Raw genomic sequence first — 19,259 nt, forward strand, 5'->3', positions numbered from 1 at the left:
GCGGGTCGGCAGCGGCGCTACCACGGGATGTTGGCGCCGTCATAGGCCACGAAGCGACCCGTATTGTCGAGAGTGGTTTCTTCGATCCGCTGCCTTAGGCCCGAGACGCTGGTCTTGGTGTCGATCAAGGCATTGGGGCCGCCCATGTCGGTCTCGACCCAGCCGGGGTGGAGCATGGCGACGGCGATCCCGTCGCTCCGAAAATCATGTGCGAGGCTCTTCCAGGCTGCATTCACCGCCGCCTTGGACGAGCGATAGGGGATGGAGCCCCCCGACGAATTGTCGGCGATCGAGCCCATCTTGCTGGTCAGCACGACCATCTTCTTCTGCTCGGACTTGGCGACATTGGGGCGCAGGCGCTGGGCGAGAAGGGTGGGGGCGATGACATTGACTTCCATCAGCTCGAGCCAGCCGTCGCGTTCGGGCTCGCGCGGGCCGTAGATGCCGGCATTGTTGATGAAGACGTCGACCACCTGATCGCCTAATTCGCCCATGAAGCGGTCGACCTCATTTGCATCGAGGACGTCGAGCCGGTGCGCGCGCACGCCCTCGATTCCGCCGAGGTCGGCGATGTCGCCCTGGCTACGTGCGGTGGCGATGACGTCCCAGCCGTCGGCGGCATATTGAGTCGCGAATTCGCGGCCGATGCCGCGGCTGGCGCCGGTGATGAGGACGGTGGGCATGGCTCTGGTCTCCTTGAAGCTTCAGCCCGCCAACGCTGGCAGTGCCCCGCAAGGTTCCAGAAAGCTCAGTGGCGATGGCCGGTCCACCAGCGCCAACCCATGTAGGCGCCCCATTGCAACACGAGCAGCAGCCCGCAGATCCACACCACGTTCCAAAAGGCGTGGCTGTCGTTCGTGCCGGGCATTCCCGCGACATTGATGCCGAGGAGGCCGGTGAGGAAGCCCAACGGCAAGAACACCGAGGCGACGAGGGTGAGGAGCGAATTGGTGCGCTCCGACGAGGCCAGGGCGCGGGCGCGCAGTTCGTCCTGCAGCACCAGCGCGCTTTCCTTCGACACGTCGATATCGTCGAGATAGCGGCGCAGGCGCTCGATCGTCTCGCCGATCTCGCGCCGGTCCTCGACGTCGAACCAGGGCAGGTCGGCGCGGGCGATGGCCTCGAGCGCATTGTGCTGAGGTCCCATGTGGCGCTTCAGGGCGAGGCAGTTGCGGCGGATCGCGCTCGTCTTCGACAGGATCATGTCGCCTTCATTGTCGAGGTCGGCCTCCTCGAACCGGTCGATGACCTCGTTCATGTCGACGATCGCGCGGTTCATCCGGGCGACGAGATGCTCGACCAGTTCGGTGACGAGCGCGCCGGCATCGACCGGTCCGATGCCCCTGTCGAGCAGCCCGACCACCTCGCGCGGGGTCTGGAGCGGGTCGCGGCGCAGCGTCACGAAAATGCGCCCGTCGGTCCACAGCTGCATCGAGATCATGTCCTCGGGCTCGGCGTCGGGATTGAAGTTGATGCCGCGCAGGACCGCGATGAGCGTATCGCCCTCTCGGGTGGCGCGTGGGCGATTGCCGTCGTCGATGAGCATTTCGGCGATGGGTTCGGGCACGGCAAGCCGCGTCTCCAGCCACGGCTCGACGTCTTCGTGCGTGCGGCACAGGTGGATCCACAAGAGTTCGCCGGGCGCGGGCTCGGCGTGACGGGCCTCCCCCCAGTCCAGCGGGCGGGCGCCGCCCTGGCCATCGAGCAGGCGGGCGAAGAGCAGCGGGCTGGTCGCGTCGGGCGCGGCATCGGTGTCGGTCATGATGGCGAAACGAGCATTGCCGCGACATGGACGCAAGTCCCGCCTTGGGTTCGTCATTTCCTGCGTCTATATCATCCTCATGTCCGCAATCCGTCCGTGGCGCACGATCGAGCGCCGAACCTCTCGCCAGATCATGGTCGGCAATGTCCCCGTCGGGGGCGATGCGCCGATTTCGGTGCAGACCATGACCAACACGCCCACCTCGGATGCGAAGGCGACGATCGACCAGATCCGTCGCTGCGAGGAGGCGGGCGTCGACATCATCCGCGTCTCCTGTCCCGATACCGACAGCACGGCGGCGATGCCTGAGATCGTGAAGGCCGCCAACGTGCCGATCGTCGCGGACATCCATTTCCACTACAAGCGCGCCTTGGAAGCCGCCGATGCGGGCGCGGCGTGCCTTCGCATCAACCCCGGCAACATCGGGTCGGACGAACGGGTGAAGGAAGTCATCCGCGCGGCCAAGGCCAATGGCTGCGCGATCCGCATCGGGGTCAATGCGGGCAGCCTCGAGAAGCACCTGCTGGAAAAATATGGCGAGCCCTGTCCCGACGCGCTGGTCGAAAGCGCGATGGACCATATCAAAATCCTGCAGGACCATGATTTCCACGACTATAAGGTCGCGGTGAAGGCGAGCGACCTGATGCTCGCGGTGGCGGCCTATGGCGAACTCGCCGCGCAGGTCGACTGCCCGCTACACCTCGGCATCACCGAGGCGGGCGGGCTCATCGGCGGGACGGTGAAGTCGGCGCTCGGCATCGGCTCGCTCTTGTGGGCGGGCATCGGCGACACCATCCGCGTGTCGCTGTCGGCCGAACCCGAGGACGAGGTGCGCGTCGGTTACGAGATTCTCAAGTCGCTCGGCCTCAGGTCGCGCGGCGTGCGGGTAGTGAGCTGCCCGTCCTGTGCGCGCCAGGGTTTCGACGTCATCCGCACGGTGCAGACGCTTGAAGAGCGGCTCCAGCATATCAAGACGCCGATGAGCCTTTCCGTGCTCGGCTGCGTCGTCAACGGCCCCGGCGAAGCGCGCGAGACCGATATCGGGGTAACTGGCGGGGGCAACGGCAGCCACATGGTGTATCTTTCGGGCGTGAAGGACCACCACATCCAGGACGAGAGCATGGTCGATCACATCGTCCGTCTCGTCGAGGAAAAGGCGGCGAAGATCGAGGCGGGAGAGGCCGAGGCCTTCGTGCCGCATTAGTGCTCCACGTCGTCCACCACGCCGATTACATGGCACCGCACCCGGCGCGCGGCACCTTCAAGTTCGACAAATATATGCTGGTGATGGAGGCGCTGCGGAAGAGCGGCGCGGCGATCACCGAACATGCGCCGCCGCCGATGCCACGGCATTGGCTCGAGGCGGTGCATGATCCCGATTATGTCGCCGAGGTCTTCGAGGCGCGCGTTCCGTACGACAAGGAACGGCGGATCGGTTTTCCGGTGACGGCGCGAATCCGCGACCGCGTGCGCCATACCAATGGCGGGACGTGGCTCGCGGCCCGGCTGGCGATGGCGCATGGCTATGCCGCCAATAGCGCGGCGGGAAGCCACCATGCGGGCTATGACACGGGCGCAGGCTATTGCGTATTTAACGACCTCGCGGTGGCCGCCAATCGCCTGATCGAGGAGGGCGATGCGCGCCAGATTCTCATCGTCGATCTCGACGTCCACCAGGGGGACGGCACCGCTAGCCTGACCGCGGGACGCGGCGATATCGTCACCTTTTCGATTCATGCCGAGAAGAATTTCCCAGTGCGCAAGGCGGCGAGCGACGTGGATATCGGCCTGCCCGACGGCACTGGTGACGACGCCTATCTGGCAGTGCTGGCGCGCGAATTGCCCGCGCTGGTCGAACGGGTGGCGCCCGATCTCATCCTCTACCAGGCCGGGGTCGACCCGCATGAGGGCGACAAGCTTGGACGGCTGGCGCTGACGCATGACGGGCTCGCGGCACGCGACCGGTTGGTGGTGCGGACGGCACGCTCGTGCGGCGTGCCGGTCGCCAGCGCATTGGGCGGGGGCTATGGCGAGGACCAGCGCGAAGTGGCCGCACGTCATGCCGCCTCGATGCTCGCCATGGCCGACGAAAATCGCGGCTTTCCCGCGCCGTTCGGGGTCGCAGCGCTTTCTTAAGGGCTGGCGCGCTATGGCAGGCGCATGAAGGGCTTTGCCGCCATGATCTGCCTGTTCGCTCTGGTCGTCGCCGTGGCGATGCCCGAGGCACCCGGCGTCGATCAGGGCGGGGCCGGCGAAATTCTGGTCGATGCCGCCGACGCGGCGCCATCTTCGACAGCGAGCCATGCCAACATCTACGGTGCCGTCGCGTTCGAACGGGGGCCGGGCGGTCATTTCTACACCAGCGCCGAGGTCGATGGTCGCGGCGTGCGTTTCCTCGTCGATACCGGAGCGACAGGGGTCGTACTGACCGAGGCCAGCGCAAGGCAGGTCGGCATCGCGCTCGATCCTGCCAGCTACCAAATCGTCGGGCGACAGGTCTCGGGCGAAATTCGCGGCCAGTTCGTCACGCTGTCCAGCGTGCGCGTCGGCGACAAAAGGGTCGACAATGTCGCCGGGGTCGTCGTCGAGGGCGCGCAGGAGAATTTGCTCGGCCAGTCCTATCTCACCCGCGCCGGGCGGATCGAGATGGACGGCGATACCATGACCCTGCGCTAGTCGTTCGACGAGCGAGGATCGACAAGCAGCGAGTGACACGGCAATGGCGGGCCGTGAGCCAGCACCGTTCCTCTTCGCTATCCGCCTTTTTCGGCGCGGTCCTCGCCATCGGTTTCCTGTCGGCAATGGATGCCGCAATGAAAACGGTGAGCCTCGACTATGGCGCCTATGCGGCGCTGGCGTGGCGCACCGTGATCGCGACTCCGCTGCTCGCCATCCCCTATTTCCTGTGGCGCAACGGGCCGCCGAGCGCGCGCAGCATGCGCTTCCATCTTCTGCGCGGCACGATGATGGTGCCGATGAGCTACACCTTCTTCTTTGGCCTCGTGTACGTGCCCATGGCGCAGGCGATCGCGCTCGCCTTCGTCTCGCCGCTCTTCTCGCTGTGGCTGGCGCGCGTTCTGCTCAAGGAAGAGGTGGGGCGAAGCGTGCTGTCGGGTTCGATCCTCGCCTTTTGCGGCGTGAGCCTCATCTTTTTCGGACAGGCGCAGGCCGACCTCGGGCGCGAGGCGCTGCTCGGCAGCCTGTCGATCCTCGTCTCGGCGATCCTTTACGCCTTCAACATCATCCTGATGCGCCAGCAGAGCCAGGAGGCCGGACCGATCGAGGTCGCTTTCTATTATTTCGCCGTTTCGGGGCTCGGCTTCTGGCTGGTGGCGCTGGTGGTCGGCGCGCCGCCGCTGCCGCGCGGCACCCCGGTGGCGATGGGGCTGGCGACCCTCCTCAGCATCTGCGGGATGATGGGGCTGGCCTGGGCCTATGCGCGCGCCGAGGCGAGCTATCTGTCGACCAGCGAATATTCGGGCTTCCTGTGGGGCGCCTTCTTCGGATTCGTCGTCTTCGACGAGGTGCCGAGCGGCTGGACCGTGCTGGGCGGCGCCTTCATCGTAGCGGGCAGCTGGATCGCCGCACGGGTGACGCCCGAGCCTGGCCCGACGCTTGAAGCGAGCCCCTAGCGCACCGGTTCGAGCGCGGGCGCGATCGGCGCCAGATCGAAGCTCGAGGCGTGAAATTGCGGGCGCGGCAAGTCGCCGCGCAGCTGCTCATAGGCATGGCCGAGCGCGAGGATGGCGGGATCGTCCCACTTGGTGCCGACAAAGCTCAGCCCCACCGGCAGGCCGCGCACCAGCCCCATCGGCACGGTGAGGTGCGGATAGCCTGCCCATGCCGCGAGATAACCGGCACCCCCGCCATGCCAATCATCGCCATGGACATGGTCGATGAGCATCGCGGGAGCGGTCGTGGGAAAGATGAGCGCGTCGAGATCGTGCGCGGCGAGCAGGCGGTCGATACCCTCGGGGCCCGCCCAGTTAAGGTTGGCGGCGACACCCTCGACATAAGCGGGATCGTCGATCCGGGTCTTCTCCGCCTTCTCGAAGATGGACTGGTCGAAAATCGCAAGCTCGCGCGGATTGGCGGCGTTGAAGGCGATGAGGTCGGCGAGGGTTCGTGTCTCGACGCTCGCGGGGGTCGAGGCGAGATAGCGGTTCAGGCCATCGCGAAATTCGGTGAGGAGGATTTTGTAGCTGATCTCGCCGTCGAGCCGTTCGGCGCCGATCTCCTCGATGCTGACGAGGGTCGCACCGGCGGCGACAAGCTGCGCCTTGGCGGTATCGAAGGCGGCGTCAGTGCCGAAGCCGGTGGCAAATTCCAGCACGCCGAGGCGTTTGCCTGCGAGGCTGGCGTCCCGGAGCGCGGCGACGAAGCGGCCGCGATAGGCATCGGCGCGCGCGGTCGCCGGGTCGGCGGGGTCGCTGCCCGCGATGGCGTCCATTACCCAGGCGGCCTGATCGACATAGCGCGTCATCGGGCCAGCCGTATCCTGCGTGACCGAAATGGGGACAATGTGGGTGCGGCTGACCATGCCGACCGAGGGCTTGAAGCCGACGACGCCGTTCATCGCGGCGGGGCAGGTGATCGAGCCATTGGTCTCGGTCCCGATGGCGATGTCGACATAGCCCGCCGCGACCGCCGCGCCCGAGCCTGACGAGGAGCCGCAGGGGCTGCGGTCGAGCGCCCAGGGGTTGAAGGTCTGGCCGCCGATGCCCGACCAGCCACTGTTCGAATTTTCCGAGCGGAAATTGGCCCATTCGCTGAGGTTGGTCTTGCCGAGGATGACGGCGCCGGCGCTGCGCAGGCGGGCGACCAATGGGGCATCGCGGCCCGTGACATTGTTGGCGAGCGCAAGGCTGCCCGCCGTCGTCGGTAGCGGGCCGGCGGCCTCGATATTGTCCTTGAGGAGGACGGGCATGCCCGCGAGCGGGCCGCCAATGCGGGCGGCGTCGATAGCGCGCGCCTGGTCGAGCGCGGTGGGGTCGATGGCGATGACCGCCTGGACCGCATCGTCATGGCGCTCGATCGCCGCGAGGGCATCCTCGGTCCGCTGCTCGGCGCCATCGGCGCGGGGCGTGATGATGGTCGGCGTACTCGCGCAGGCGGCGAGCAGACAGGCAATGGAGGGCGCCAGCATATGGACCTTTTGCATAAGACACTTTTCCTGCGACCGATTGTTACGAGAAGGCAATTGCATGTTGTTCAGCAACTGGCCAGTGCCGCGCTGTCAGGCCGAATGCGGCGCGTTGCGGGAGTTTCAAGAACGATGGTCAGCCAGCTCGCGATCAGCATCGCCTCGCTCCTGTTGATGCAGGACGCCGCCGCGCAGGAGGCGGGCGCGACCGTCCCCGAGGACGACAGCGACCCCATCATCGTCACCGGCACGGCCCCGCGCGGCTCGGTGCTGGGCGATGTCGAGCCGATCCTGACGCTCGATGCGCGCGACGTGCGCGCCACGGGGGCGACCAGCGTCAGCGAATTGCTCGAGGTGCTCGCGCCCGAACTGGGCTCGACCCGAGGCCGGGGCGGCGGGCGACCGATCATCCTTGTCGACGGGCGGCGCATTTCAGGCTGGCGCGAGATGCGCGACCTGCCCACCGAGGCGATCGAGCGGGTCGAGGTGCTGCCCGAGGAAGTGGCGCTCAGCTACGGCTATCGCGCCGACCAGCGGGTCGTGAATTTCGTGCTGCGCGAGAATTTCTATTCGACCACGATTGAGACGGAAGTGCGCTTCCCCACCTCGGGCGGGCGCATGGGGGGCGAGTTCGAGGTCGGTCGCCTGATGCTCAGCCCCGGCAAGCGCACCAGCGTGGACGTACAGTATGAACGCGACGGGCTTTTGACCGAGGACGAACGCGACATCGCGCTCGATCCGGTCGAAACGGTCGACGGCCCGATCGACCCGCGTCCATTTCGTAGCCTCGTCGGCGCGACCGAGACCTTGCAGATCACCGGGGTGGCGAAGCGCCCGCTGGGCGAGGCATCGGCGACCGCGACGGCAGGGTTTGAAGAGACCAATGTGAAGAGCCTGCTCGGACCGTTGGTCGCCACATTGGATGTGCCTGCCGACAGCCCCTTTGCCGACGGCGAGGCGGTGCGCGTGGTGCGTGATGCGCAGGCCGGGGCGCTGACGCGCAATCGGCGCAGTCGCGGCGGCTCGTTCGAATTTGCGGTCAATTCGGCGCCGGGCGACTGGCGCTGGTCGACGACGGGCAGTCTCGAATTGTCCGAAACGCGCACGCGCACCGATGAGGGCGCCGACGTCGGCGTCCTGCAGGCGGGGCTCGATGCCTTGTCGCCGGGCTTTGATCCTTTTGGCGTTCTCCTGTTCGACACGCTGTTGCCCCGGAGCGAAGCGCGCTCGCGCACGCTGCGGGCCGAAGTGGACGCGCAGCTGTCAGGCATCGTCATGGAAACGGCGGCGGGGGAGTCGGCAACCACGCTGACCGCGCGGGCGACCCATCTAGGTATCCACAGCGAGGAGCGGATCGAGACGCTCCTGAGCGAGACGACGCTCGAGCGACAGCGTCTCGCCGCGACCGCGAGCCTCGACGTGCCGCTGCTCGATGCCAGCGCGGTGGGCGACTTGTCGCTCAACCTCAACGCGGAGGTCGAGGAGCTGTCGGACTTCGGCCTGCTGACGCTCTACGGCGCGGGCGTGAATTTCAAACCGACGCGGCGGCTCGATCTCATCGTCAGTGTCACCGTAGAGGAGGGCGCGCCGAGCCTCAGCCAGCTGGGCGACCCGCGGATTACCGACCCCGCCGCGCGCGTGCTCGATCTCGTCACCGGCGAGACCGTGCTGGCGGCGGTGACGACGGGTGGTAATCCGGCGCTTCTCGCCGACCGTCGGACGGTGTGGAAGCTGGGCGCAGGCTATGACATATCGATGAAGGACGAGGACTGGTCGCTCGATCTTCGTGCCGATTTCACCTCGAGCCGGATCAGCGATCCGATTCAGGGCTTTCCCGAACTGACCCCGGCGATCGAGGCGGCCTTTCCCGAGCGGGTGACGCGCGATGGGGACGGGCGGCTGGTGGCGCTCGACATCACCCCGATCAACGTTGCGGAGGAACGGCGCGACACGCTGCGCTGGGGGTTGAATTTCAGGAAGCGGCTCGAACCCAATCCGCCATCCGAGGCGACCATGGCCCGTTTTCGCGAACGGATGCGGGGTATGCGCGGACGCGGCAGCGGCGGCGGCGAGCGTCCTGCAGCCGCCGGCGGCGAAGGGCCGCCCGCGCCGAGGCAGGGCCAGCAGTCGCAGCAAGGCGGGCAAATGCAGCAGGCCAGCGGCGGCGGCGAGCAGGCAGCAGGGGGCGAGCAGCAGGCCCGTCGCGGGCGCGGCGGGGGTGGCGGACCGATGGGGCGCTTCGGTTCGTCGCGTGGGCCCCATGGCGGGCGGCTCTACGGGTCGATCACGCATGAGGTGAATTTCACCGACGAGCGGCTGATCGACGAGGACGGACCTCTGCTCGATTATCTCGACGGCGCCTCGCTCGGGCGTTTCGGCGGACGTTCCCGTCACAAGGTTGAGAGCCGCTTCGGGCTGTTCAACAACGGGTTCGGCGCGCGCGTGAGTGTCGACTGGTACGGCCCTACGCGGGTCGATACCGGCGTCGGCGAACTGCGCTATGACGATTACGGGACGGTCGACCTCAGGCTCTATGCCAATCTTGGCGAGCGGATGGACCTGTTGTCGCGCCACCCCTGGCTGCGCGGCTCGTCGGTGCGGATCGGGATCGACAATCTGCTCGACGAGCGCCCGCGGGTGACCGACGAGACGGGCGCGGTGCCGCTCGCCTATCAGCCCGCGCTGTTGCGACCCGAGGGGCGGACCTTCGCCATCGAATTCAGGAAGCTGTTCATCCCGCGCCAGTTCATGCGCGAGGAAATGCGGCGCCGCCGCGACGGCGGCGCCTGAGGAGCGATTACTTTGTCGTCTGGCAGCGGGTGATGGCGTCGCGCACGACCTGGAGCGCGTCATCCTTGCCGCCCCAATGACCGATGCGCACCCACTTCTCGCTCTCGAGATCCTTATAGTGGGTGAAGAAGTGGTTGATCTGCTCGACCACGATCGGCGGCAGGTCGGTATAGTCCTCGACATCCTTGTAATAGGGCGAGACCTTGGTGACCGGGACCGCGAGCAGCTTTTCATCGCCGCCGGCCTCATCCTCGAGGTGGAGGACGCCGATCGGGCGCGCCTTGATGACGGTGCCGGGCAGCAGCGTCCAGCGGGTCATGACGAGGCAGTCCAGCGGATCGCCGTCGTCGCACAGCGTCTGCGGGATGAAGCCATAGTTGGTCGGATAGCGCATCGGCGTGTGCAGGATGCGGTCGACGAACATGGCGCCCGACTTCTTGTCGAATTCATATTTGACCGGTTCGCCGCCGATCGGGACTTCGATGAAGACGTTGAGTTCATGGGGGGCGTTGTCGCCCACGGGGATGAGGTCGATGTTCATGGTGGCGCTCCCTTAGTGATCTGAAAGCGCGGTGCAAGACACTTCGGTTCCAATGCGTTGAAAACGGGTGGAAAGGGGGCTCGTGAGCGGCTAATCGCGGCGGCATGAGCAAATTGCGACCCATCAAGGGCACCCAGAGCCTGACCGGCGAGGCGGCCGAGCGTTTCAACCATGTCGTGCGCACCTTCGACGAGGTGCGGCGGCTTTATGGCTTCATGCGCGTCGAAGTGCCGATGTTCGAACAGACGGGCGTGTTCGCGCGCACGATGGGCGAGACGAGCGATGTCGTGTCGAAGGAAATGTGGAGCTTCGAATCGCGCTCCGAAGGTTCGGTGACGCTGCGCCCCGAATTCACCGCGGGGATCGCGCGCGCCTATCTGTCCGAGGGCTGGAAGCAATATGCGCCGATGAAGGTCGCGACGCATGGCGCGGCCTTCCGCTACGAGCGCCCGCAGAAGGGGCGTTATCGCCAGTTCCACCAGTTGGACGCCGAGGTGCTGGGGAGCGATGATCCGATGGCCGATGTCGAGCTGCTGTGCTTTGGCGCGCAGTTGCTCGAGGAATTGGGCATCGGTGGTGTCACGCTGAAGCTCAATACGCTTGGTGATACGGAAAGCCGCGACAATTGGCGCGCGGCGCTGATCGAGCATTTCTCTGCCCATCGCGACGAGCTGTCGGAGGATTCGCAGCTGCGGCTCGAGAAGAATCCGCTGCGTATCCTCGATTCGAAGGATCCGCGCGACCGACCCTTCGCCGACAGCGCACCCGCGATGGTGCTGACGCCCGAGGCCGAGGACTTCTTCGGCGCGGTGACGGCGGGATTGGATGCGGCAGGCGTCGCCTATGAGCGCGACACGCATCTCGTACGCGGGCTCGATTATTATCGCCATACGGCGTTCGAATTCGTCACCGACCAGCTGGGCGCGCAGGGCACCGTGCTGGCGGGCGGGCGCTATGACGGGCTGATCGAACAATTGGGCGGGCCGCACACCCCCGCGGTCGGCTGGGCCGCCGGGGTCGAGCGGCTGGCGATGCTGATCGGCGAGGACGAGGCGAGCGAGGGCATCGAGGCCGCCGTGCTGCCGATGGGCGATGCCGCGCGCCCCCACGCAATTGCCGCCGCGCAGATATTGCGCGGGGCAGGGATCAGCGCCGAGATTTTCTGGTCGGGCAAGATGGCCAAGCGCATGAGCCGCGCCGATGCCGCCGGTGCCGGCGCCGCGCTGATCATCGGCGATGAGGAAGTCGCGGCCGGCACCGTCCAGTATAAGGATCTGAAAACCGGCGAGCAGCGCCAGCTGACGCCCGCCGAGACGATCGAACCCATCACCGACATCGCCGCCGAGGCGATGCTGGCCGAGTGGGACACGGAGGAGCAGGTCTGATGGCGAGCGTTTCCGACGAGCGAATCGAGCAATTGCTCGCCAAGAAGGCCGACCTGTCGACGAAGATGGCGGCGGGCGATCTCGATCCCGCCGATTTCGTCAAGCTGTCGAAGGAATATGCCGAGATCGAGCCGGTCGCCGAACAGGCCGCGGAGCTGAAAAGGTTGCGCTCGGAAAAGGCCGACCTTGCCGATATGCTCGAGGATCCCGAGATGCGCGCCATGGCCGAGGAAGAGGCCGCCGCGATCGACAAGGCGCTGCCCGATGCCGAGCGAAAGCTGGCGTTGCTCATGCTCCCCAAGGACGCGGCCGACGACAAGCCCGCGATGCTCGAGGTGCGCGCGGGCACGGGCGGCGACGAAGCCGCGCTGTTCGCGGGCGATCTTCTGCGCATGTACCAGCGCTATGCCGAGGAGCAGGGCTGGAAGGTCGAGCTGATCAGCGCCAATGCCTCCGATGTCGGCGGCTACAAGGAAGCGGTCGCCTCCGTGAAGGGCGCGGGCGTGTTCGCCAAGCTGAAGTTCGAGAGCGGGGTGCACCGCGTCCAGCGCGTGCCTGCGACCGAGAGCGGCGGGCGCATCCACACCTCGGCTGCCACCGTCGCAGTGCTGCCTGAGGCCGAGGAAGTCGACGTCCATATCGACGAGAAGGACCTGCGCATCGACGTGTTCCGCGCCTCGGGGCCCGGTGGCCAGTCGGTCAACACCACTGACAGCGCGGTGCGCATCACGCATATCCCGACGGGCATCGTGGTCAGCCAGCAGGACGAGAAGTCGCAGCACAAGAACAAGGCCAAGGCGATGAAAGTCTTGCGCACGCGCCTGTACGAACATGAGCGCGCGATCGCCGACGCCGAACGTTCGGGCGCGAGGCGGTCGATGGTCGGATCGGGCGACCGTTCCGAGCGCATCCGCACCTATAATTTCCCGCAAGGCCGCGTCAGCGATCACCGCATCAACCTCACGCTGCACAAGCTCGACGCGATCCTCGAGGGACCGGGACTGGGCGAGTTGATCGACGCGCTCATCAGCGAGGACGAGGCGCAGCGGCTCGCGGGTCTCGACGACGAGGCGTGAGGTCTGGCCTGACGCTGGGCGAGGCGGCGGCGCGGCTCGAGCGGGTCAGCGATACGCCGCGCCTCGATGCCGAACTGCTGCTCGCGCATTCGCTCGGCGTGGAGCGTGATCGCTTGCTGCTCGATGGCGTGCGCGACGGCGGGGCCGACTTTGCCGCGCTGGTCGAACGACGCGCGGGCGGCGAGCCACTCGCCTACCTCACCGGCAGCCGCCATTTCTGGACGGTCGAGATCAAGGTCGGTCCCGGCGTGCTGATCCCGCGGCCAGACTCGGAGACGCTGCTCGATGCCGCCGCCGCGCATTTTCGCGGGACGGCGGGACCCAGGCGCGTGCTCGATCTCGGCACGGGGCCGGGGAGCTTGCTGCTCGCCGCGCTCGACGAGTGGCCTCGCGCGAGCGGGGTCGGCGTGGATGCCAGCGAGGTAGCGCTCGGCTATGCGCGGGCCAACGCCGAGGCGCTTGGGATGGCGGATCGCGCTGCCTTCGCCATCGGCGATTGGGGGGCGGGGCTGGTGGAGCGGTTCGACCTCATCCTGTGCAACCCGCCCTATATCGCCGAAGGCGATGCGGAGGTCGCGCGCGATGTCGCCGCGCACGAGCCGCACGAGGCGCTCTATGCGGGCGAATCGGGGCTCGATGATTATCGGCGCATCGTGCCGCAATTGGCGGGGCTGCTCGGCGAGGCTGGGCTGGCGGTGCTCGAAATCGGCCATAGCCAGGCCGAATCGGTTGCAAAATTGTTGGAAGCGGCGGGCTTTTCGCCGGTGCTCCACCGCGATCTGGCGGGCCGGGCGCGGGCGCTTTCTATCACCGGTTGATGAAAAAGCTTGGATTCTGGCAGTATGAGAGCTAAACCGGGGTTCGGAACGGGGCTCCGCCAGATTTGTCACACCGACGCTTCGACGGCGCACCAGTCCAAGACACTCCCATCACATGACTGCCCGCGCTGCCTTTTTGGCGGATGCGCGCGGTAAAGGAGTTGGGATCCGTGCGGCCGACGGCCCCTTGCCCCGGCCGGCCCCTGGCGCCGCCTTCGGGCGCGCCCTTGAAACAAGGGACGAGATTTTTGATCAGTAATCGTCAGAACCGGCGGCGTGGCCGCGGTGGACAACGTGGACCGCAGGGCGGCCGTAGCGACAATCGCAATCGCGGCAACGCCTCGCAGCTTCTCGAAAAATATAAGGGCCTCGCGCGCGATGCCCAGATGCAGGGCGACCGCGTCCAGGCCGAATATTACCTGCAATATGCGGATCATTATTTCCGCGTGCTCGAGGAAATCCGCCTCGAGCAGGAAAAGCGGCAGGACCGGCAGGACAACAAGCAACAGAATCAGGGTAGGAAGCGCCGCGACGACGATGATCGCGACGATGACGACCGCGACGACGAGCGCGACGAGGCCGAGGACAAGCCCGAGAAGAAGACGCGGCGCAAGCCCAAGGCCGACAAGGCCGATAAGGGCAACGACGAGGGCGAGGACAAGCCGCAGCGCAAGCCGCGTGCCCGTCGCAAGAAGGACGATGATGCCGACAAGGGCGGGTTCCTAGAGGCCCTGCCCCCGTCGATCGGGGCGGACGACGAGGCCGACGCAGCCTGACGCCTAGAGGAAGGATGCGCTGGCGAGCGTGACGGCGAAGGCCGCCGCCGCCAGCGCGCTTCCCAGCGGATATTCGCGCCCCGCGTCGCGATGCGCGCCGGTGAGGAGCGCGACCGCCAACAGCCCCGCGCTCGCGACCAGCAGGATCGGGGCGAGCAACCACCAGCCGGTCCAAAGGCCGATGGCGCCCATGAGCTTCGGATCGCCCGCGCCCATCCCTTCCACCCCGCGCAGGCGCTGGTGAAGAAGCCGCAGCGCGGCCAAGAAAGCGAATCCCACCAGTCCGCCGATCAGCCGATCAGGCAGCAAGGCGCCGCTTGCGAACGTGCCGAGCATCAACCCGGCGAGCGCCAGCAGCAGCACCAGGCGATCGGGCAACCATAGATGGCGCGCATCGATCCAGCCGAGCGGAAGCAGGATCCAGCCGAACAATGCGATCGACCCGGCCTGCGCCAAGGGCAGCAGCGCCGCGCTCGACGCGCCGATGGCGGCGGCGACCAGCTCGATGGCGAGATGCTCGCGGGCGATCGGAGCGCCGCAATGACGGCAGCGACCGCGTAGCGCGAGGTGACTGAGGATCGGGACGAGATCGAGGGGCCCGAGCGGGACATCACAGGATTCGCAGGCCGAGCGGCCCTCGAGCGCCGAGCGGTCGTCAGGAAAGCGACGAACGATCGTGGCGATGAAGCTACCGACAATGGCACCAAGGACGGCGCCGCCAAGGACGAGTAGCGCGTGGCTCAATCGAGACGGCCGGCGACGCGCAGCGACCAGCCGGCATCACCCCGGGCGAAGCCATAAGCTGCCAGCGCCTCGCCGAGTGCGGGTGGGGCGCCGCTGATGGTGACGATCGTCTCCAGATTGCCCTCGGCATCGAGCGCGAGCTCGACCTCTTCGGCGCCGCGCGGGCCGCTCAACAGCGCCACCACGCGACCGTCCTCGGCGCAGGAAACGGGGCCCGACAGTTCGCCGCCCAGAAAGGCGATGGCAGCGGCGGGAATGGCGGTGACGGTGCCCTGCGCCTGCTTGCAGCCCCCGGTATCGAACAGGGCGTCGACGCGGTCGAAGCGGAGCGCCTCGATCGGCAGGGGAGCGACCAGACCGGCGATGGCGACGCGGCCGTCGAGGCTGGCAACGCCTTCCGAAGGGCCCGAGAGGAAGAAGCGGCCGCTCAAGGGACCGTCGGGATCGCCGAGGCGTTCGACGGCGACTTCGGTGCGGCCGATGACCAGCGGCAGCGGGCGCAAGGCGACATCGAAGCTGCCGAGCCGTTCGCGCCCGAGCATCGCATCGCCGATCCGGCCCGACCAGACGCTGCCCGCGACCTGCCGTGCCGAGAGGAGCGAGGATTGCCCCAGCGCCATGTCCATCGCGAGGCGGAGCGGGAAGAGGGTGACGAGCGCCACCGCGAACACCACGACCGAAAAGAGGATCCAGCGCCGCGTCATCATCTTGCCCTCGCCAGCACAAGGTCGACCTCGACCCCGCCTTCGCCATTGTCGGTGAGACGCATGGCCTCGATCGCGACCCCGGCAGCGGTCAGCTGGCCGATCCAGGCGAGCACGGCGTCGGCGCGCGCCTGCGCGATGGTGACCTGCGTGCGATCGTCGCCGCTGGTGACGTTGCTGGTGAGCGCGAAGCCCGCCTGTGCGGCAGAGGCGGCGACATAATCGCCGACCGGCTGGTCGATGCGGCTGGTGCCTGCGCCGTTGCCGCCGTCCAAATCCTCGGCGAGCAGGCGGGTGCGACCATAACGCTCGCTCGCTTCGAGATAATGGTCGCGCGCGCCGTCGTGCCAGCCGAGCGCCGGGGCGATGAACAGGAACCAGGCGAGGATCGGGACGGCGATGAGCGCCATCACGCCGAGCATCACCTGTTCACGGCGGCTGCGCGCGCGGTACCAGTCCGTCAGCGGGCTCACGCGCCACCTCGCATCGTCAGATCGACCGCTGCGCGCCCATCGCCGCCGGCGACCGGATTGGCGGTGACGATCCAGCCGCGCTGCTGGAGCGTGAGAAGAACGCGGTTGACCGCGGCACTGTCGGCGGAAACCAGCCGGGCGCTGAGCGTGCCACTGGCGTTCCAGTCGATCATGCCCGCCTCGACGCCGACCTCGGGCTGCATTGCGGCAAGCAGGCTGGCGATCATCTGGGTGGCGTCGGCGCGGGCTGCCCCGCCGCTGCCGAGCGCGGTGCGCAATTCGGCCTCGGCGGCCTCGGCGGTGACCGGGCGGCCCAGCGCCGCGGTGGCGATGGCGGCGGTTTCGCGGTCGAGCGCGCCGGCCTCGGCATCCCACTTGAGGGCCTTCGCGACGGGAATGGCGATGGCGGCCAGCAGGATCAGCCCGACGAGGATCGCGAATTCGCGCAAGCGCTTGGGATCGGGCTTCCAGCGCCGCACTCGCGCGAAGCGGCCTTGGCGCAGGTCGATGGGCACGCCGTCTTCGAGGTTGGCGAATCGATCGAGGAGTGCCTCATTGTCGAGGCTATGGACGAAGTCGTCGCCCACCAGCGCGGCCATGAGCGCGGGGTCGTCGGGCATGGCGAGCCCGTCCTTCGCGATCACCTTGTGCGGGCCGAAGCGAGCCTCGTGCCAGTCGCCGTCGCGCGGCAGGAGGGCGGCGGCGGGGACGATGCGGTCGAGCGCCACGTCCTGCACGGTGGCCCAGTCGAGCCAGCCTTGCATCCGCGCGGCATCCGTAGTGGCGATCCAGCCAGCCGTCGACGTCGCGGCATGGGGGTCGGCGCCCAGCGCCTTGTCCTCGGCCTGCAAACGCGCCGCCGTGCGCGCCTGCGCGCTGGCCAAGTCGTCGGGATCGCGCGCTTCGAGCCGGACGTCGGCGGGACCGACGAGGCCGATCGTCGTGACGGGCTCGCGGGCGCGATCGGCGCTGCGCGGCAGCCAGCCGCTGTCGGTGCCATGGGCGAGGAGGCGGCCATCGGCGACCTCCCACCAGGGGCAGGCGGCAGGTGCGTCGGCGCGGCCCGGCAGCCATAGGAGAAGCGCGCGGCCTACCATGTGCTGGTCCAGCGGCGGGCGTGGAGCAGCGCGCGGTCGTCTTCCACCGAAAAGAGCGCTTCCTGCCGCAATTCCCCATCCCCTTCGCCGACCCGCGTCACGAGCCGGAAAAAACGTGTCTCAACCGCCACCTGCGCATCGCGGCCCTGGTTCGGCGTGATACCGCGCAGGGGCCCCGTCTGCCAGAAGTCGACCACCGAGCCGTAGCCGCCCCGGGGGCGTGCTAGCAACTGGGCACGTGCCGCACCGAGGCTGATCTGCTCGGGATCGAGCATGGCCAGCAACGCGGCGCGGTCAGGGGAGAGCGTTTCCACGTTGATCGTGACAGGGTCGTGACTGGGCAGCGCGCACAGCCAGGGGCGGAGCATGGCCCAGGTCGCGGCGTCCATGCCCTCGATGGCGGCGAGTTCATTGGCACTGGCGAGCGCGCGATTGGGGACGGGGTCGCCATTCGCGAGGCGTTCGTTACCCAAGGGTCGCGACAACAGGTCGCTGTCGACCGCATCGGCGGCAGCATCGGCGAGCTGCTGTGCGCGGCTTTCGGGCAGGCCGAGCAGCGCGAGAAAGTCGCGGAACAGGAAGACGCGGCGCGCGGTCGCCTGCAATTCGCCCGATGCCCGGCGGCGAGCAAGCGCATTGACGTTGAAGCAGTTGGTGCCGTCCTCGATGCGCGCGCGCACGATTTCGCCATCGGGCAGGGTGATCGAGCGCTCGACCCCGAGGAGCGCGGCCTGGTCCCCGCCCGATAGCTGCGCGGCCTCGATGAGACGGGCGGCGGCGAGGCTTTCGGCCATGGCAAGCCATTGGCGGCCCTGCGTGGCGACCTGCGCATTGCCCGCGAGACGGGTCGACAGGCTGAGGCGATCCAATGCGGTCGCGGCGATCGCGGCCATAACGGCGACGATGAGCAGGACAGAGAGCAGCGCGGTGCCCTTTTCGCGGCGCGGGCGCCGGGTCACGATGCGACCTCGATGCCGGTGCCCGCGCGCTGTTCGGCGCGGCCTTCGTAGGGACTGAGCGGGGGCAGCGCGACGATGAAGTCGGTGGCGGGCAGGCGCGGCGCGGTCAGGGTCAGGCGCACGGCGCGGGGGAGCGGGTCGCCCGAGGCGTCGGGCCAACTGTCGACCCATCCGCCTGCTCTATCGCGATAGGCGAGCGTCATGCTGCCTAGCGGATCGATGAGGATGGCGTCGGGGAGGCGGGCATCGCCGCCATCCATGGCTTCGAAGGTCAGGCGTTTGAGGGCGCCGCCCTCGGCGATCCAGCCGGTCCGGCGAAGGTCGCTCGACGGCGCCTCGCCGAGCGCGATGACGCCCCCGCGCACGAACTGCATGCTGGTGGCGGTGCCGGTGAAGGCGGGGCGCGGCTGGCTGCTGGCATCTGTGGTGGGGCGGATGACGGCTTGCCCGAGGTCGGCCTCGAGGAGTAGGGCGATGCGTTCGAGCTGCGCCTGTTCGGACAGGCTGGTGTCGACCGCGGCTTGCGTGTCGGCGCTGGCGCGCAGCAGCCCCACGCCCGCGCTGGCGAGCAACGCGAAGATGGTGAGGCCGACGAGCATCTCGACCAGCGTGAAGCCGCCCTGCCGCATCAGCGCTCGATCCGCTTCACGGTGACGAGGCGCTTTGAGGGGCCGCCCGCCAGCGGGCGCGCGGTGATGGTGACGGCGAGAAAGCGCGGGTCGGGGGTGGGGGACACGTCGGTGATGACGGCGAAGGCCTGTCCGCCATTGACGACCTGCTTCGAGGATTGGCCGCGTGTCGGGGCGGCAGGATCGGAGGTGACGAGCGCGGCCTCGTTGGCGGCGACGAGGCGGGCGAGGCCGTTCTCGCGCAGGTTCGCGGCGGTCGAGACGGCGTAACCGTCGATCCGCAGCAGCGCTAGCGCGGCGATCGAGAAGATGCTCAGGGCGACGAGCATCTCGATGAGGGTGAAGCCGCGTGTCGTCCGCAT

The 19,259-nt window shown here is 67.8% G+C and carries 20 protein-coding genes; 9 read left to right on the forward strand and 11 right to left on the reverse strand.

Annotated features, from left to right (window positions below):
• Positions 1-17: 17 nt before the first annotated feature.
• Entirely contained in the window at positions 18-683 is a 666-nt protein-coding gene (locus tag NUW51_RS10905) for an SDR family oxidoreductase (RefSeq protein ID WP_265587549.1), read from the reverse strand.
• Positions 684-748: 65 nt separating this feature from the next.
• Entirely contained in the window at positions 749-1,762 is a 1,014-nt protein-coding gene (locus NUW51_RS10910; protein ID WP_265587550.1) for a CorA family divalent cation transporter, read from the reverse strand.
• Between the two features lie 79 nt (positions 1,763-1,841).
• Here NUW51_RS10910 and ispG point away from each other — a divergent pair, with 79 nt between their 5' ends.
• Genes ispG through NUW51_RS10930 form a run of 4 tightly spaced genes read left to right on the forward strand, consistent with a single transcriptional unit; the run spans position 1,842 to position 5,394 of the window.
• Positions 1,842-2,966: a flavodoxin-dependent (E)-4-hydroxy-3-methylbut-2-enyl-diphosphate synthase gene (gene ispG / locus NUW51_RS10915; protein ID WP_265587551.1), complete on the forward strand. Its 1,125-nt coding sequence runs from the start codon at positions 1,842-1,844 to the stop codon at positions 2,964-2,966.
• Positions 2,967-2,995: 29 nt separating this feature from the next.
• Complete coding sequence (locus NUW51_RS10920; protein WP_322597103.1) at positions 2,996-3,898, forward strand: histone deacetylase family protein; 903 nt, start codon at positions 2,996-2,998, stop codon at positions 3,896-3,898.
• Positions 3,899-3,922: 24 nt separating this feature from the next.
• Complete coding sequence (locus NUW51_RS10925; protein ID WP_265587553.1) at positions 3,923-4,438, forward strand: retropepsin-like aspartic protease family protein; 516 nt, start codon at positions 3,923-3,925, stop codon at positions 4,436-4,438.
• A 53-nt stretch (positions 4,439-4,491) separates the two neighbouring features.
• Positions 4,492-5,394, forward strand: a complete 903-nt coding sequence (locus NUW51_RS10930; RefSeq protein WP_265587554.1) for a DMT family transporter — start codon at positions 4,492-4,494, stop codon at positions 5,392-5,394.
• Here the strand turns inward: NUW51_RS10930 and NUW51_RS10935 are convergent.
• Positions 5,391-6,923: an amidase gene (locus tag NUW51_RS10935; protein WP_265587555.1), complete on the reverse strand. Its 1,533-nt coding sequence runs from the start codon at positions 6,921-6,923 to the stop codon at positions 5,391-5,393. The genes NUW51_RS10930 and NUW51_RS10935 overlap by 4 nt on opposite strands.
• A gap of 114 nt (positions 6,924-7,037) precedes the next feature.
• Between NUW51_RS10935 and NUW51_RS10940 the strand changes: the two genes are divergently transcribed.
• Positions 7,038-9,695 carry a TonB-dependent receptor plug domain-containing protein gene (locus NUW51_RS10940; protein WP_265587556.1) on the forward strand — a complete coding sequence of 886 codons (2,658 nt, stop codon included), beginning with the start codon at positions 7,038-7,040 and terminating at the stop codon, positions 9,693-9,695.
• Positions 9,696-9,702: 7 nt separating this feature from the next.
• Here the strand turns inward: NUW51_RS10940 and ppa are convergent, their stop codons facing one another.
• Positions 9,703-10,236 (reverse strand): inorganic diphosphatase, encoded by a 534-nt coding sequence (ppa, locus tag NUW51_RS10945; RefSeq protein WP_265587557.1) that lies wholly within the window; start codon positions 10,234-10,236, stop codon positions 9,703-9,705.
• A gap of 104 nt (positions 10,237-10,340) precedes the next feature.
• Here ppa and hisS point away from each other — a divergent pair, with 104 nt between their 5' ends.
• From hisS to NUW51_RS10965, 4 genes are all read left to right on the forward strand, one after another.
• Positions 10,341-11,621: a histidine--tRNA ligase gene (gene hisS, locus NUW51_RS10950; RefSeq protein ID WP_265587558.1), complete on the forward strand. Its 1,281-nt coding sequence runs from the start codon at positions 10,341-10,343 to the stop codon at positions 11,619-11,621.
• A complete protein-coding gene (prfA, locus tag NUW51_RS10955) occupies positions 11,621-12,697 on the forward strand; it encodes a peptide chain release factor 1 (protein ID WP_265587559.1) in 1,077 nt (358 codons plus the stop codon). Before hisS ends, prfA begins: the two co-directional genes overlap by 1 nt.
• Complete coding sequence (gene prmC, locus NUW51_RS10960) at positions 12,694-13,515, forward strand: peptide chain release factor N(5)-glutamine methyltransferase (RefSeq protein WP_265587560.1); 822 nt, start codon at positions 12,694-12,696, stop codon at positions 13,513-13,515. The genes prfA and prmC overlap by 4 nt, the downstream gene beginning before the upstream one ends.
• A gap of 248 nt (positions 13,516-13,763) precedes the next feature.
• Positions 13,764-14,291: a DUF4167 domain-containing protein gene (locus NUW51_RS10965; RefSeq protein WP_265587561.1), complete on the forward strand. Its 528-nt coding sequence runs from the start codon at positions 13,764-13,766 to the stop codon at positions 14,289-14,291.
• A gap of 3 nt (positions 14,292-14,294) precedes the next feature.
• Here NUW51_RS10965 and NUW51_RS10970 read toward each other — a convergent pair whose 3' ends face one another.
• The 7 genes from NUW51_RS10970 to gspI are packed head-to-tail and all read right to left on the reverse strand — an operon-like array spanning position 14,295 to position 19,259.
• Positions 14,295-15,035, reverse strand: coding sequence for a prepilin peptidase (locus NUW51_RS10970; protein WP_265587562.1), 741 nt, complete (start codon positions 15,033-15,035; stop codon positions 14,295-14,297).
• Positions 15,032-15,742, reverse strand: a complete 711-nt coding sequence (gene gspN / locus NUW51_RS10975) for a type II secretion system protein N (protein WP_265587563.1) — start codon at positions 15,740-15,742, stop codon at positions 15,032-15,034. The genes NUW51_RS10970 and gspN overlap by 4 nt, the downstream gene beginning before the upstream one ends.
• Complete coding sequence (gspM, locus tag NUW51_RS10980; protein ID WP_265587564.1) at positions 15,739-16,212, reverse strand: type II secretion system protein GspM; 474 nt, start codon at positions 16,210-16,212, stop codon at positions 15,739-15,741. The genes gspN and gspM overlap by 4 nt, the downstream gene beginning before the upstream one ends.
• Positions 16,209-17,309: a type II secretion system protein GspL gene (gene gspL / locus NUW51_RS10985; protein WP_265587565.1), complete on the reverse strand. Its 1,101-nt coding sequence runs from the start codon at positions 17,307-17,309 to the stop codon at positions 16,209-16,211. Before gspL ends, gspM begins: the two co-directional genes overlap by 4 nt.
• Entirely contained in the window at positions 17,303-18,268 is a 966-nt protein-coding gene (gene gspK, locus NUW51_RS10990; RefSeq protein WP_265587566.1) for a type II secretion system minor pseudopilin GspK, read from the reverse strand. The genes gspL and gspK overlap by 7 nt, the downstream gene beginning before the upstream one ends.
• On the reverse strand, positions 18,265-18,897 hold the full coding sequence (locus NUW51_RS10995) for a GspJ family type II secretion system protein (protein WP_265587567.1): 633 nt from the start codon (positions 18,895-18,897) through the stop codon (positions 18,265-18,267). Before NUW51_RS10995 ends, gspK begins: the two co-directional genes overlap by 4 nt.
• Positions 18,897-19,259 carry a type II secretion system minor pseudopilin GspI gene (gene gspI, locus NUW51_RS11000; protein WP_265587568.1) on the reverse strand — a complete coding sequence of 121 codons (363 nt, stop codon included), beginning with the start codon at positions 19,257-19,259 and terminating at the stop codon, positions 18,897-18,899. Before gspI ends, NUW51_RS10995 begins: the two co-directional genes overlap by 1 nt.

Origin of the sequence: Sphingomicrobium arenosum (genome assembly GCF_026157085.1) — a bacterium.
In the GTDB taxonomy this organism is placed as follows: Bacteria; Pseudomonadota; Alphaproteobacteria; order Sphingomonadales; family Sphingomonadaceae; genus Sphingomicrobium; species Sphingomicrobium arenosum.